Below are 13,741 nucleotides of genomic sequence, written 5' to 3'. Positions count from 1 at the left end.
TTACACTATTTTCTCTATCGCCAATGCTACCTTTTCATAAATATTTGCTAACAGATCATCGCTTATAATATAAGGCGGCAGTATGTAAATTATGTTTCCTACCGGCCTGATAATTATACCGTTATCAATAAAAAAGTTATAGAGCCTGTTGCGCAGCCCGCCGTAGTAGCTTTCTTTGCTGTCGGTTAAAAGCTCCAAAGCCAGTATTACGCCCAGCACCCTGACTGTCTTTACACGCGGATGATGCTCTATAGTTGCCTTAAAACGTGTGTGGTTTTCATTTATACGGATGAGGTTTTGCTGCATGTCGGGTTGCTGTAACAGCTCCAATCCGGCCAGTGCCGCCGCGCAGGCAGTTGGATTAGCCGTAAAAGTATGCCCGTGAAACAATGCCTTGTTAACATCATCATCATAAAAACCGTCAAATAACTGTTGGGTAAAAGTAGTTATTGCCATAGGTATGGTACCGCCGGTAAGGGCTTTACTGAGGCACATCATGTCGGGCTGCTCTGTAAGGTAATTGCAGGCAAAATTTTTACCTGTTTTGCCGAAGCCTGTCATTACTTCATCGGCTATGGTAAAAATGCCGTTTTTCCTGCATAATGCTATAAGCTCGTTTAGCGGTTCCGGTTCATACATAACCATGCCTGCCGCGCCCTGCACCAACGGTTCAAATATAAAAGCCGCATAGTTGCCCGCTGCAGCCAGTTCCTGCATCGCTTTAAGGCTTTCCTGCTTTTTGCCTTTAACGGGAACAGGTATGCGGGTAACTTCTATCAGCGAACCTTTAAACGCTTCTGTAAAGAACGATATGCCGCTTGCCGCCATTGCCGCAAACGTATCGCCGTGAAAGGCATCCTCAAAAGCAATTATGCGGGTGCGCTTTTCGCCTTTGTTGTAATAGTATTGCAGGGCTACCTTAATGGCAACCTCTACCGCCGTAGAGCCATTATCTGAAAAGAAAAGCTTTTGCTGGTTAGTGGGCAAAATTTCAATCAATTTTTCGGAAAGCTGTACAGCGGGCTCGTGCGTAAAACCACCAAAAAGCACATGCTCCAGTGTTGTGAGCTGCCTGTAAACGGCATCGGCTATAAATTTGTTGCTGTGCCCGTATGGGTTTACCCACCACGAAGCTATGGCATCTATATACTGTTTTCCGTTTTCATCCCAAAGCAGGGCGTCTTCGCCCCGCACAATGCCAACGGGCAGTGCTGCTGTTTTATGTTGTGTATAAGGGTGCCAAAGGTGCTTTGCATCGCGTTCTGCCAGCGTAGCATTTTGGGCATTTGCTTGGTTGTTGGTCATTATGCAAGTTTTAAAAGGTTATCGCGAAAAGCATCGGCATATTCGGCAATAACATTTTTATCGAAATAAGGCTCATCGGCTATCCTGCCTAGAACCGGCGCATTTGTTTTTTTAAGGATGATATCTTCAGTAGGCTTATTCTCGTTACCGTTAAAAATAATACCTGCCGGCTGTATGCCCCTGTGTTGTAATGCCTCAAGCGTTAGCAGCGTATGGTTAATGCTGCCCAGGTAGTGGCGTGTTACTATAATTACTTTATAGTCGGGCTTAATTAAGTCGGCAATGGTATCCGTATCATTTAGCGGAACCAACAGCCCACCCGCGCCCTCTATTACCAGATTGTTTTTGGTTTTGGGCTCTTTTACACCATCAAGTTCAATAATAACATCGTCAAGCGCGGCGGCAAGGTGCGGGCTTGCAGGTGTGTTCAGCGCATAGCTGTTCGGGTGAAAAACCGTTTTGCTGTTGCTGATGTACTTTTTTATTTTATGTGTGTCAGAGTTATCAAGGTCACCCGCCTGCACGGGTTTCCAGTAGTCGGCCTGCAATGCCTCTGTAACTATGGCGGCAGCTACTGTTTTACCAACATCGGTGCCTATTCCTGTAATAAATAGTTTCATTTTTATTCGAGTATATTTTGCAAAGTTATTAAAACAAATTTCTTTCATTAACAGGCTATATACCCTTTGTAATTTTAATAAAACATTATCAATATCAGGATTTTATTATATGTAAATTTGACTACCACCCTTATTTTAACATGTGTTTACTTATGAATGAGTTTAAAATACCCAATTATATAAAAACGGTTTATATATCGTTGCTTATTATCATTATCATCTTTTTTATGATAGTGGCTAAGGCTATATTGGTACCACTTTTTATATCCGGCTTTATAGCCATGCTGCTCACTTCGGCCTGTAACCGGCTCGAAAGAAGGAAAATTCCCCGCTCTATAAGCGCGTTTATATGTCTTTTGGCTTTTGTATTTATTATATCGGGCACGCTTATATTCATTTATTTCCAGGTTCGCGGATTTATAGAAGATCTCGGCAGCAATATGTCGGAGAAAATAAATGGCTATGTAATAGATGCCAATACATGGGCGTATGAAAACCTGGGTGTGGATATGGGCATGTATAATGGTTTTGAGCTAAATAAAGCAGTAGAGATTGTGCAGCCTGAAGATGCCAATACCAGCCAACTCATCTTCTCGGTAATAAACACTTTGTCTGATATTATACTACTGCCCGTTTTTATTTTTTTCCTTTTGATTTACCGCGACCACCTTGCCGTATTTATAAGTAAAGTGTTCAGGAAAGAAAAAGATGGCGACCTGCTTAAGAAGCTTTCTTCTATCAGGCGTATTGTGCACGCTTATATAACCGGGGCAGGCAAGGTAATGCTGATACTGGCAATAGTGAATACCGCAGTACTCTTTGCACTGGGTATTGAGCACGCTATATTTTTTGGGGTACTGGCGGGTATGCTGAATATTATACCCTACCTCGGCCCGATTCTTGGCGCGGTGCTGCCGTTTATTTTTGCGCTTATCACCAAAGACAATGTTTTTTACCCTATAGCGGTAGTAGTAGCCTTTACATTTATACAGTTGCTGGAAGGCGCATTTCTAACCCCAAAAATTACAGGTGGCAATGTAAACCTTAACGCACTTGTAACCTTTTTAGGATTACTGATAGGCGGCGCTATATGGGGTATAGTGGGCATGATACTGATTATACCGACTATTGCCATTTTAAAGAAACTGTTTGAAATGAGCCCGGATACAGAGCCGTATGCCTACCTGTTTGGTGAGGAAGACAGCAACTGGTTCAAACGAAGGCCAAGGCGAAAGAGTGCTGAGGTTAAAGAATAGCTTTTAAACAGGTTAAGACGCCGGATATCTCTTGCCGGGTGTTGTAGCTATGCAGGCAAAAGCGCAGCCTTTCCTGCCCTTTCGGTACAGTGGGGGATAGTATAGGCTTTATATTATACCCGTGTTGCTGCAGGTGTGCTGCAACCTGCTTTACTTTATTATTTCCCGGTATCACAACACATTGTATAGCTGAACTACTGGCTATTAAGCCTTTTATGTTGAGCCTTTGCGCTTCAGCTTTAAAGAAGCTGATGTTGTTGTAAAGCGCCTGCCGTGCTTCTGCCTGTTGCGGTATCAGCATATACGCTGCGCTTATGGTGGCAACGGCATGGGGCGGCAACCCAGTGGTGTATATAAGGCTCCTTGCAAAATTAACAAGATACTCTTTCAGCTCCTTAACGCCCAGAACAGCCGCGCCGTGGCAACCCATTGCCTTACCAAAGGTAACTATGCGCGCAAATACGCTATCTTCGAGTTCTGTCTGTTTTATAAGCCCCTCGCCATTCGTGCCAAAGATGCCTACGGCATGTGCCTCATCAATAACAATTCGGCAATTGTATTTTGCAGCAATGCCTGCTAATTGCTTTAAATTAGGGCTGTCACCATCCATAGAAAATACAGATTCGGTAACGATATAAAACTCCTGTGCCTTTTCACGGTGTTGCAATATTAGCTTTTCGAGTGCGTTCAAATCATTATGCCTGAATTTATATGAGGCAGCGTTACCGAGCCTTAAACCGTCGCGTATGGAGGCATGTATGAACTCGTCATACAATACAATATCATTTTTTTGAGGTACACAGGAAAAAAAACCAATATTAGCATCATAGCCTGAATTGAACAATAGCGCACTTTCTGCATTATGAAATGTAGCTATGGTAGCTTCTGCTTTAGGGTACAGGTTATGGTTTCCTGTAATGAGCCTTGAGCCTGTTGCACCGCCTGCCGTATTTTGATTTTGAGTAAGAATTTCCTGAGCGGCTGTATGTAAAGCTAAATTGCCGGAAAGTCCCAGATAATCGTTCGAGGCAAAGTCTGTTAAAGGGAGTGCACCAGGTAAGCTGCGCAACGCGCCCTCATCTGCCCTTGTTTGCAGTTTTTTTGCTAAATGCGGAGGTAGTGCTTTCATCGTATCAAAAATAAGTATCTTTTAGAAACTTCGCATTTAATTGTTCATGTTGAAAAGCAATTAATAATTATTGTTTATCAATAAATTTATATATTTGTGTCATTAATTTCTAATCAATTATTATGCAACGACTATCACTTTTACGTTCTATTGTAGCAATAGTGTTCTTCTTTTCAATGCTTGGCATCATATTCGGATTACCGCTAATATTGATGATAACTATTTTCCCGACAAAAGTACCGTTTGATTTTAACGGCTACATTCTCGATGCCGATAAAGGAGAAGTGATATTTCTTTTTGCCGTAATTTATGCTGCACATTGTGCCTTTACTTATGGTATTTACCTGCTGAAAAAGACATTAGCGCTCTTCAGTAAGAGGATATTTTTTGACCTGAAAGTAATTATGTATTTAGACCAGACCGGAAAGTGCTTCCTGGTTTCAGGACTCTTCTGGATTGTGCCTCCTTTCTTTTATTATCTGTTGGCCAACAACGAATTGAAAATAAGTATAGATGTTGACGGATTTGCATCGCCAATTTTTAGTTTGGCTATGGGCTTTTTCTTTATTGTACTTAGTGAAGTATTCCTGATGGCAAAAGGCATTAAAGAAGATAACGATTTAACCGTATAACTTATGAAAGGTAATTTAAAAGCAATATTGCTTACACTAAAGGTTTTAATACTATTTATGTGTGGTACTGCAATAGTGCAGTTTTTTAATGCATATAAATTAATGGCAGTTCCCGGAGAAGCGGAAACTATGGCGCGCGAACAGTTTGAGGGTATGCACGGCGTTGCCAACCAGCCTGTAACGTTAGCTGTTTTTTATGCTTTATACGGGCTTTTGCTTTGTTACCTGGTTTATGTGCTGCTGCAACTGAGGCGCAGTTTTATACGCCTTAATAATGATGAGGTTTTTTATGAGAACCAGCCATCAGAGTTTAAAAAGGCGAGCAGCGGCATTATTATTTTTGCTAAAACAAAATACCTGCTGTTTATTTTTGTGGGTGTGTTTTGGTTTAATAACCCGAGAATTATATTTACTGAAATCCCCATGTTACTTGTAGGCTACTTAAGCGGCAAGATTATATATGTATTTCATTACCTTACCCAAAAGGGTACACTGCTTAAAGAAGAAACCGATTTAACTATTTAAGCATGGCTATAATAATAAATCTTGATGTAATGCTTGCCAAGCGCAAAATGCGCAGCAACGAGCTTGCCGAGCGTGTGGGCATTACCACAGCCAACCTTTCTATACTTAAAACGGGTAAAGCAAAGGCCATACGCTTTAGTACGCTGGAAGCTATTTGCCGCGAGCTCGACTGCCAGCCGGGCGATATTATGGAGTTTGTAGATGATGTGCCTAATAAATTGTAAGATGGACGATATAACACCCTATATATTTGTTGGTGCAGGAATAGTGTTGCTTTCTTTCGCTTACAGGCAAAGAATAAAAATTAGCTTGCTTAAAAATGCCGCAAAAGCTGAAGCTGTAGTTATAGATAATATTGAAAAGTACCATCAGCACGGGAAGTCAGGTTACACTAAACTATATTACCCTGTTGTGAAATATAATAGTGGCAGTAATGAGGTTATATGCCAATTGCCATACGGTTTCAGTCCGGAAAAATCAGCAGGCACAATCCTTACGATATACTATAATCCGGAAAAGCCCTCGGAAGTTTATGATGATTCAGCAGCCGGTTTTAAAGCACTGCCAATTATACTTATGCTTTCGGGCGGCACTATGCTAATTCTTGGCTTGTTGTATTTTGTGGGATGTTTTCTGTGGTGACTGTGAACTTTCTATGTGTATCACTACAGCTAACTTTTTATCTCCTCCATAAGCTTAAAACAATCATGGTGTGTTCGTGTAGATTCCTCCTAATGTCGGAATGACAGCATATTTTTTATCATGAATTAGTAGCTATGTCATTCAGAGCGAAGCGAAGAATCTCGAATAGTTTTTCTCCTGCAGTCAGCATAACAATCATTATGTGTCATTCTGAGCGTAGCAATGAACCTAAACTATATCATCGTTGAGAAACTTTCGTTCAGGATTAAATTCTACAATCAGATTATCTTTCTTTGCCCTGCTCCAGCCTTTTATTTCTTTTTCTCTTGCTATTGCGGTATCTATGTTTTCATAACGCTCGAAATAAATAAGGTAAAAGCATTTATATCTGGTTGTGAATGATTTTGAATGAGCCTCTGGGTTTTTATGAAAGTAAAGGCGCTCAAGCAAGTTATTTGTAACACCTGTATAAAGCACAGTTTTGGTTCTGTTCGTCGAGATATAAATATAGTAATTATGTGTTCCCACTGTTTTATACATAGCTATAGCAGTATTATTTTAGAGATTCCTCCTAATATCGGAATGACATGCTTATTACGACTGTCAAAATTACGCATTCTGTCATTCAGAGCGAAGCGAAGAATCTCGAATAGCTTTTAAAGATTTCTGCTGCTGCCTGAAAGATAGAATCATGTCTCATAAAAAAACCCTTTCTGTACAGAAAGGGTTTTTAATAGAATTATGAACGAATTAATCAACCAAAATAATAATCCTGTTGTCTTTCATTTCCAAAGTGCCCGACTTAATAGGTAAAACAAGTTTGCCTTCCTTTTCATTACGGGTAAACTTTGGCGAATATTCCGCAGCGGCATTCAGGGTGCCAACCGCTATTTTAATGTCGCCCGCAGCCAGTACAGATACTATATTGGCGTGGTGGTTCAACATCTGGAATTCACCATTTACGCCCGGCACAGTTACCGATGTAACCTCGCCTTTAAATAAATGCCCTTCCGGTGATACTATTTCTAATAACATAACTTCAGTTATAAGTTAATGGTTAACAGCTTTATTTTGCGCTGTTGCTCAAAAGCTGTAAGCTAAAGGCTTACTATGCCTCTGCAAGCATTTTTTGTCCTGCCTCAATTACATCCTCTATAGTACCTTTAAGGTTAAAGGCTGCTTCCGGCAGGTGGTCAAGCTCACCATCTATGATCATGTTAAATCCTTTAATGGTGTCTTTAATATCTACAAGTACACCCGGTATACCTGTAAACTGCTCAGCTACGTGGAACGGCTGAGAAAGGAAACGCTGAACGCGGCGTGCGCGGCTTACAGACAGTTTGTCTTCCTCGCTAAGTTCTTCCATACCAAGAATGGCAATGATATCCTGTAGCTGCTTGTATTTTTGTAGAATTTCTTTTACGCGTTGTGCACAGTCATAATGCTCGTTACCCAAAATTTGCGGGGTAAGTATCCTTGAAGTAGAATCCAATGGGTCAACCGCAGGGTAAATACCAAGCTCGGCGATTTTACGGCTAAGTACCGTTGTTGCATCAAGGTGGGCAAATGTTGTAGCAGGTGCCGGGTCAGTTAAGTCATCCGCAGGTACATATACTGCCTGTACAGATGTAATAGATCCTTTTTTAGTAGAGGTAATACGCTCCTGCATGGCACCCATCTCTGTTGCAAGAGTTGGCTGGTAACCCACCGCAGAAGGCATACGGCCAAGAAGTGCCGATACCTCTGAACCCGCCTGTGTAAAACGGAATATGTTATCTACGAAGAAAAGTACGTCTTTACCCTGGCTTTCACCTGCTCCGTCACGGAAGTACTCGGCAATGGTAAGTCCTGAAAGTGCCACACGTGCACGTGCTCCCGGTGGTTCGTTCATCTGTCCGAACACAAAGGTAGCCTTACTTTCCCTCATAAGGTTTTTGTCAACTTTAGCAAGGTCCCAGCCTCCTGCCTCCATAGAGTGCATAAAGTCGTCGCCATACTTAATAATGCCCGATTCAAGCATCTCACGCATAAGGTCGTTACCCTCACGTGTACGCTCGCCCACACCGGCAAACACCGAAAGACCACCGTGGCCTTTTGCAATGTTATTGATAAGCTCCTGGATAAGTACTGTTTTACCAACACCGGCACCACCAAAAAGACCAATTTTACCACCTTTTGCATAAGGCTCGATAAGGTCGATTACTTTGATACCTGTAAACAGTACTTCCGAAGAGGTAGAAAGGTCTTCAAATTTAGGAGCCTGGCGGTGAATTGGTAAACCGCTTTCGCCTGCTTTTGGCAGGTCGCCAAGTCCGTCAATAGCGTCGCCTACTACATTAAACAAACGTCCGTAAATATCGTTACCGATAGGCATCTGGATAGGCGCCCCGGTAGCTACCACTTCCTGGCCCCTGCTCAAACCGTCAGTAGAGTCCATAGAGATGGTGCGCACAGTGTTTTCACCTATGTGCGATTGTACCTCAAGCACTAATTTAGTGCCATCATTTTTTGTGATCTCCAATGAATCGTAGATCTTAGGAAGCTCAGCGTTTTGTGTGTTAAACACTACGTCTACCACCGGCCCGATAATCTGTGCAACTTTTCCTGTTCCTTTAGACATTGCTTATGTATTTATTTAACAGCTATTTATTTACTTGAAAAAGTATCTTTTTTTCGAGCGCAAAGATAGTTTTTTATTCGGGATTTATGCAATTTTAATTTTGCATTTTTTTTAATAAAAAAGCGGATTAGTATAAATCCGCTACGATATTGTTATTTTAGAAGTGGTGCAGTTGAGGAAAGTAATAGTTGTAATTATTAAGTAAGTAGAAAATTTTATTAAAATGTAAGTATAGTATTTACCGATGTCTTTATTTTACTGTAAATTTTATTGTTAAATAAAAATCTCGATAATGGTTTGAAGTAAAAACCCTAATAATTATTTCTTGACTTTCTTTATAATATTCTTCCATATCTCCGTACCCATTCACTTTATAACCTTTTGGTAGTAATTGAATTGATAGTTCTGTGTATGAGTTAGGATATAAAATTTCATCAATTTTTGGAACCATATGTAAGAGTTTGCCATCTGGTAGTTTAATGGTCTTGCTATTTGAAGGAATACGCAAACTAGTGTAGTTAATATCTGTTATAATGCCAATACTATAATCTTCAGGATAATAGGTTGTTGTGCCATTATTGTGGATAGTAAAAGTTGGTGATACCGAGTAATATCCTTTGGCAATATATATATTATTGTGATTATCCAAGCTTTCGCTTTCTAGATAAAGATTTATACCGATTTTATAATCAAATTTATTACTACTACTATTCTCAATAAACCACTTTACCTTTTTAGTTAACTCATCTTTTAATTGTGTTATTTTATTATTATATATTATGTGGGGATAATGCTTTAAGTCGAAAGGAATATCGTCTGAATTTTGAGTCAATAATATTGTTTTCTTTCCAAGTGCATGTGCGTAACCTACTTCATAAAATACATTCGGGTTTTTGTCCGTCAAATCTGCGATTATTAGATCTGCTTTTGCGATTTGATTATAAATTCTTTCAAGTATAGATTCATGAAATATTTGCTCGTCAACCCTTTCACAATAGGCATTAGAATCTATACAACTTTGCTTTATTCCAAGTGTGTAGATATCATCAAATCTATTGTCAAAAGGCATTAGTACAAAGCAAAACGTTTTAGGGGTAGTTGTTTGCATAATTTTTAATATTGGTATAAGTAAATATACTAAAAATGTTAGCATAACAAAACCCGCACATTGGTGCGGGTTACTTTTTATAAAACAGGTTATGCTCTGTATATTCCCAAACCTTTTGGGGCAGCAGCGGCTTTACATTTTTGCCCTGCTTAATGCTGTTGCGTATAAAAGTTGACGATATTTCTATAACCGGGGCATCAATGCGGTGCACGCGCGGGTGGGCAAGCAGATCGGGTTCGGCAGTTTCATTGTTTATGCGCGGGTACACATATATATCATGGTTTTGCAGCAGCACCTCATAGTTTTTCCATTTGTGGAGCGAGTTCAGGTTGTCTTCGCCCATAATCAAAGAAAATTCATGCATGGGGAACTTTTCCTGCAGGTGTGCCAGCGTGTTAACAGTATAATTGGGCTGTGGCAGCTTAAACTCAATATCGCTGGGGCGTATTTTATCATAATCTTCTGTGGCAAGGTGCACCATTTGCAGTCGGTGGTAATCATCCAGCAAAGAGCTTTTCTTTTTGTGGGGGTTGTGTGGCGTAACCACCATCCATACCTGGTCCAGCCCCGAAAATTCTGCCATGTGGTTGGCAATAATAAGGTGCCCGATGTGTACCGGGTTAAACGTGCCGAAATAAAGCCCTGTTTTCATACAGGCAAAAGTAAGCCAAATCAGGTAAAGGCGCAATTGGTGTTTTAAGTCCTTAAAATGAAGTTACTGCATGCAAATAGTTAAAAAGCTGTACGGATGTTTAGCTTTGTCAGGTTAAATTTTTGCTTTTAGTTGTTTTTCTATTACTTTTTCTATCTTTACGGCTGTTTCAACCAATAAACAACATCCTTTATGTCAGCAAAAGCAGAGTCGTGGGGGTCGCGGGTGGGGCTTATCCTCGCCATGGCCGGTAATGCAGTCGGGTTAGGTAACTTTCTAAGGTTTCCGGTACAGGCAGTGCAAAACGGCGGCGGTACATTTATAATCCCTTATCTGGTATGCTTTGTGGTAATGGGCATCCCGTTACTGTTTATAGAATGGTCTACCGGCCGTTACGGGGGCAGGTATGGCAACCACAGCACGCCTTACATCCTGGATACTATGGCTAAAGGCCGTATCTGGAAGTACATAGGCGTTTTTGGTATTTTTACCAATATTGCGGTAGCTTCTTACTATTGCTATATCGAATCATGGACAATGAGCTATGTGTACCACTCTGTAGCGGGTACCTTCAGCGGGATGGACCAATCTCAGGTGGCAGGCTTTTTCAGCGATTATACAACTATCGGCGTAAGCACAACGGGCATCCCCTACGAAGCGGTTATATTCTATATTGCCTGTTTGCTGCTTAATACCTACATACTTTCTAAAGGGCTTGGCGGTATAGAAAAAGTGGCAAAAATTGGTATGCCGCTTTTAATACTTTTCGGCGCTATACTTGCCTTTAAAGGCTTAACACTGGGTACAGACGGCGCTTCGAACCTGTTTCCTGATGCTAATGCGTGGGACGGTCTTAACTTCCTCTGGACGCCGCAGTTCGATTCATTAACCAATCCATCGGTCTGGCTTGCCGCCGCAGGGCAGATATTCTTTACGCTCTCTGTAGGTATGGGTACCATACACTGTTATGCTGCCTATATGAAATCTAAAGATGATGTGGCGCTTAATGCGGTTTCTGCCGGGTTTATGAACGAGTTTGTGGAAGTAGTATTGGGCAGCCTTATTGTAATACCAATTGCTGCTGGTTATCTGGGGCTTGACTGGGTATTACAGAATGCAGGCTTTGGTATGGCTTTCCAGACAATGCCTTACCTGTTCCAGCAATGGGGCGAGGTGCTTGCCATATTTGCAGGTCTTTTCTGGTTTGGCTTGCTGTTCTTTGCGGGTATTACATCATCACTTGCAATGGGTACGCCGTGGATGGGCTTTATGCGCGATGAGTTTAACTGGAGCGGTAAAAAAGGTGCATGGTCTTTCGGGCTTATCGCACTTTTAATGGGCTTGCCTACAGTGTTCTTTTTCAACCAGGGCGTGTTCGATGAATATGACTACTGGGCGGGTACTGTAAGCCTTGTGGTATTTGCCTTCTTAGAAACGGTGTTATTCGCATGGATATTCGGAATCAACAAAGGCTGGGCAGAGATAAACATGGGTGCCGATATTAAAGTGCCTATATTCTTTAAATATGTAATTTTGATAGTAACACCATTATTACTGGGCTGGGTGCTTTTTGCCAGTGTGCCCGACATGGTAGCAAAATTATCTAACGACGATACCAAGAATAAGGAATGGTTTGCCGATGCTTATTATGCCGAAAACTTTGATGCCGCAGGAACAAAGGCAGGCGTGGTAGATTCGGTAGCGACAGATTTTGTAAAGATGTCTTTCCAGAACGAGAAAAAGGTATTTAATAAAAAGCTTGACAAAGTAGAGGTGCAAACGTTTACCGATTATAAGTCTTACGGCTTTAAGCAGGGGCAAAGCCCGGTTGTAGCCGTAGGCCAGACCGTAAAACCCGGCGATAAAATTGCCGAAGGTGAATTTACAAATAACGTATTTTATAAAACATTAGGGCGCCTGTTGCTGGTATCGCTGTTTGCATTTATCTGCATAGTGGTTTACAGGGCATTTATTAAAAGAAGAAAAGAAGGGAGGGTACATTCATGAAAACAGAAGCGATTATAACTATGGTGGCTGCGCAGGGTATAGTTACCTGCTTTATGGCATATTTCTTTTACAGGGTGCTTACAACAAAGCCCAAGCCGGAACCGGATTCTTATACCGATAATGATGAGGAAACCGAAAGGCAGAAGCCTTAACGGATACATTCTCTCAATAGACAATACAAAAACAGCGGGCAACTTTTGCCCGCTGTTTTTGTATATATGTTGTTTGATTAAAACTTCTTAAAGCTACTCCTGTTTCTGTTTTACCGGGAACATAAATGATGTTATTACCGAAACAATAAGGATACCGCCCACAACTGCCAGCGATACCGGAGAGGAAATATGGTAGAATGGGCCTATAAGCATTTTTACCCCGATGAACGACAGGATTATGGCAAGGCCATAGTGCAGCCTGCTGAACATGTGCATAAAGTTAGCCAGCAAAAAGTAGAGTGCCCTTAACCCAAGTATCGCAAATATGTTTGATGTGTAGAGTATAAACGGGTCATCCGGCGCTATGGCAAAAATGGCAGGTATAGAGTCAACCGCAAAAATAAGGTCGGTAAATTCTATAACCGCTACCACAACCAGCAGGGGAGTGGCTATGCGCTTGCCGTTCTCAAAAATAAAAAAGCGGTCGCCTTCAAAGTTTTTTGTAACCGGGAAAAGCTTGTATATAAAACGCGCTCCTGGGCTTTTGTAGAAGTCTTTGTCTTCATCCGGGTCTTCGTGTGCCGACCATGACTTTATGCCCGCAAACAGCAGGAAAATACCAAATACGGTAAGCACCGCATTTATCTCTACGTCCATTCCGAAGATGGTCATCTCCGGCAGGTAAGTCATGTTTATAAGCTCAACGCCTGTAAATATAAATATGGCCCTGAAAACCAATGCACCAATAATACCCCAGAACAACACTTTATGGTGCAGGTATTTAGGTACATTAAAGAAATCGAAAACCAGTATAAAGACGAAGAGGTTGTCTACCGATAATGCCTTTTCTATCCAGTAGGCACTCTGGAATTGGGTAAATGACTCCCATCCTACAAGATAATATATCACCCCGCTGAATATCATGGAAAGCGAAATCCATACAACCGACCATATAAGCGCTTCGCGGTTACTTACCACATGGCTGTTTTTGTTAAACACACCAAGGTCCAGCAGGAGCATGATAATAACTACTATAGAGAAAACGGCAATAATGCCGGGGTGGTCTATCAGGTGGTCCATATCGTGGGCTGTA

16 protein-coding genes are annotated in these 13,741 nt (G+C 41.3%); 7 read left to right on the top strand and 9 right to left on the bottom strand.

Features of this window, described 5'->3' with window-relative positions:
• Entirely contained in the window at positions 1–1,305 is a 1,305-nt protein-coding gene (gene bioA, locus KJK34_RS09755; protein ID WP_223053687.1) for an adenosylmethionine--8-amino-7-oxononanoate transaminase, read from the bottom strand.
• Positions 1,305–1,925, bottom strand: coding sequence for a dethiobiotin synthase (gene bioD, locus KJK34_RS09750; RefSeq protein WP_223053686.1), 621 nt, complete (start codon positions 1,923–1,925; stop codon positions 1,305–1,307). Before bioD ends, bioA begins: the two co-directional genes overlap by 1 nt.
• Before the next feature lie 152 nt (positions 1,926–2,077).
• Here bioD and KJK34_RS09745 point away from each other — a divergent pair, with 152 nt between their 5' ends.
• Positions 2,078–3,181 (top strand): AI-2E family transporter, encoded by a 1,104-nt coding sequence (locus KJK34_RS09745; RefSeq protein WP_223053685.1) that lies wholly within the window; start codon positions 2,078–2,080, stop codon positions 3,179–3,181.
• On the opposite strand, the gene KJK34_RS09740 is transcribed toward KJK34_RS09745, so the two are convergent.
• Positions 3,171–4,310, bottom strand: a complete 1,140-nt coding sequence (locus KJK34_RS09740) for an aminotransferase class I/II-fold pyridoxal phosphate-dependent enzyme (protein ID WP_223053684.1) — start codon at positions 4,308–4,310, stop codon at positions 3,171–3,173. The genes KJK34_RS09745 and KJK34_RS09740 overlap by 11 nt on opposite strands.
• A 122-nt stretch (positions 4,311–4,432) precedes the next feature.
• Here KJK34_RS09740 and KJK34_RS09735 point away from each other — a divergent pair, with 122 nt between their 5' ends.
• From KJK34_RS09735 to KJK34_RS09720, 4 genes are read left to right on the top strand one after another with little or no spacing between them, the layout of a single operon-like run.
• Positions 4,433–4,942: a DUF2975 domain-containing protein gene (locus tag KJK34_RS09735; RefSeq protein WP_223053683.1), complete on the top strand. Its 510-nt coding sequence runs from the start codon at positions 4,433–4,435 to the stop codon at positions 4,940–4,942.
• Positions 4,943–4,945: 3 nt separating this feature from the next.
• Complete coding sequence (locus KJK34_RS09730; RefSeq protein WP_223053682.1) at positions 4,946–5,467, top strand: DUF2975 domain-containing protein; 522 nt, start codon at positions 4,946–4,948, stop codon at positions 5,465–5,467.
• A gap of 2 nt (positions 5,468–5,469) precedes the next feature.
• Positions 5,470–5,691, top strand: coding sequence for a helix-turn-helix domain-containing protein (locus tag KJK34_RS09725; protein ID WP_223053681.1), 222 nt, complete (start codon positions 5,470–5,472; stop codon positions 5,689–5,691).
• A gap of 1 nt (position 5,692) precedes the next feature.
• Positions 5,693–6,109, top strand: coding sequence for a DUF3592 domain-containing protein (locus tag KJK34_RS09720; protein ID WP_223053680.1), 417 nt, complete (start codon positions 5,693–5,695; stop codon positions 6,107–6,109).
• 228 nt (positions 6,110–6,337) lie between these two features.
• Here KJK34_RS09720 and KJK34_RS09715 read toward each other — a convergent pair whose 3' ends face one another.
• The 5 genes from KJK34_RS09715 to nadD all read right to left on the bottom strand — a co-directional run bounded on the left by KJK34_RS09715 (position 6,338) and on the right by nadD (position 10,489).
• Positions 6,338–6,649, bottom strand: a complete 312-nt coding sequence (locus KJK34_RS09715; protein ID WP_223053679.1) for a GIY-YIG nuclease family protein — start codon at positions 6,647–6,649, stop codon at positions 6,338–6,340.
• 210 nt (positions 6,650–6,859) lie between these two features.
• Positions 6,860–7,144: a FoF1 ATP synthase subunit delta/epsilon gene (locus KJK34_RS09710; protein ID WP_223053678.1), complete on the bottom strand. Its 285-nt coding sequence runs from the start codon at positions 7,142–7,144 to the stop codon at positions 6,860–6,862.
• A 73-nt stretch (positions 7,145–7,217) separates the two neighbouring features.
• A complete protein-coding gene (gene atpD, locus KJK34_RS09705) occupies positions 7,218–8,729 on the bottom strand; it encodes a F0F1 ATP synthase subunit beta (protein ID WP_223053677.1) in 1,512 nt (503 codons plus the stop codon).
• A 250-nt stretch (positions 8,730–8,979) separates the two neighbouring features.
• A complete protein-coding gene (locus tag KJK34_RS09700) occupies positions 8,980–9,837 on the bottom strand; it encodes a nucleoside 2-deoxyribosyltransferase (protein WP_223053676.1) in 858 nt (285 codons plus the stop codon).
• Between the two features lie 70 nt (positions 9,838–9,907).
• Entirely contained in the window at positions 9,908–10,489 is a 582-nt protein-coding gene (gene nadD, locus KJK34_RS09695) for a nicotinate (nicotinamide) nucleotide adenylyltransferase (RefSeq protein ID WP_223053675.1), read from the bottom strand.
• Between the two features lie 192 nt (positions 10,490–10,681).
• Between nadD and KJK34_RS09690 the strand changes: the two genes are divergently transcribed.
• Positions 10,682–12,496 carry an SLC5/6 family protein gene (locus KJK34_RS09690; RefSeq protein WP_223053674.1) on the top strand — a complete coding sequence of 605 codons (1,815 nt, stop codon included), beginning with the start codon at positions 10,682–10,684 and terminating at the stop codon, positions 12,494–12,496.
• Entirely contained in the window at positions 12,493–12,648 is a 156-nt protein-coding gene (locus tag KJK34_RS09685) for a hypothetical protein (protein WP_223053673.1), read from the top strand. The genes KJK34_RS09690 and KJK34_RS09685 overlap by 4 nt, the downstream gene beginning before the upstream one ends.
• 93 nt (positions 12,649–12,741) lie before the next feature.
• Here KJK34_RS09685 and KJK34_RS09680 read toward each other — a convergent pair whose 3' ends face one another.
• Positions 12,742–13,728, bottom strand: coding sequence for a TerC/Alx family metal homeostasis membrane protein (locus tag KJK34_RS09680; RefSeq protein ID WP_223053672.1), 987 nt, complete (start codon positions 13,726–13,728; stop codon positions 12,742–12,744).
• Between the last annotated feature and the right edge of the window lie 13 nt (positions 13,729–13,741).

The organism is Flavobacterium coralii, assembly GCF_019891545.1.
In the GTDB taxonomy this organism is placed as follows: Bacteria; Bacteroidota; Bacteroidia; order Flavobacteriales; family Flavobacteriaceae; genus Flavobacterium; species Flavobacterium coralii.
This window is presented reverse-complemented; position numbering and strand designations above follow the sequence as displayed.

Coding starts and splice junctions, on each gene's coding strand:
- atpD (WP_223053677.1), bottom strand. CDS start 8,729: ATGTCTAAAGGAACAGGAAAAGTTGCACAGATTATCGGGCCGGTGGTA.
- KJK34_RS09735 (WP_223053683.1), top strand. CDS start 4,433: ATGCAACGACTATCACTTTTACGTTCTATTGTAGCAATAGTGTTCTTC.
- KJK34_RS09745 (WP_223053685.1), top strand. CDS start 2,078: ATGAATGAGTTTAAAATACCCAATTATATAAAAACGGTTTATATATCG.
- KJK34_RS09690 (WP_223053674.1), top strand. CDS start 10,682: ATGTCAGCAAAAGCAGAGTCGTGGGGGTCGCGGGTGGGGCTTATCCTC.
- KJK34_RS09730 (WP_223053682.1), top strand. CDS start 4,946: ATGAAAGGTAATTTAAAAGCAATATTGCTTACACTAAAGGTTTTAATA.
- KJK34_RS09720 (WP_223053680.1), top strand. CDS start 5,693: ATGGACGATATAACACCCTATATATTTGTTGGTGCAGGAATAGTGTTG.
- bioD (WP_223053686.1), bottom strand. CDS start 1,925: ATGAAACTATTTATTACAGGAATAGGCACCGATGTTGGTAAAACAGTA.
- KJK34_RS09715 (WP_223053679.1), bottom strand. CDS start 6,649: ATGTATAAAACAGTGGGAACACATAATTACTATATTTATATCTCGACG.
- KJK34_RS09740 (WP_223053684.1), bottom strand. CDS start 4,310: ATGAAAGCACTACCTCCGCATTTAGCAAAAAAACTGCAAACAAGGGCA.
- KJK34_RS09685 (WP_223053673.1), top strand. CDS start 12,493: ATGAAAACAGAAGCGATTATAACTATGGTGGCTGCGCAGGGTATAGTT.
- KJK34_RS09725 (WP_223053681.1), top strand. CDS start 5,470: ATGGCTATAATAATAAATCTTGATGTAATGCTTGCCAAGCGCAAAATG.
- KJK34_RS09710 (WP_223053678.1), bottom strand. CDS start 7,144: ATGTTATTAGAAATAGTATCACCGGAAGGGCATTTATTTAAAGGCGAG.
- KJK34_RS09700 (WP_223053676.1), bottom strand. CDS start 9,837: ATGCAAACAACTACCCCTAAAACGTTTTGCTTTGTACTAATGCCTTTT.
- bioA (WP_223053687.1), bottom strand. CDS start 1,305: ATGACCAACAACCAAGCAAATGCCCAAAATGCTACGCTGGCAGAACGC.
- nadD (WP_223053675.1), bottom strand. CDS start 10,489: ATGAAAACAGGGCTTTATTTCGGCACGTTTAACCCGGTACACATCGGG.
- KJK34_RS09680 (WP_223053672.1), bottom strand. CDS start 13,728: ATGGACCACCTGATAGACCACCCCGGCATTATTGCCGTTTTCTCTATA.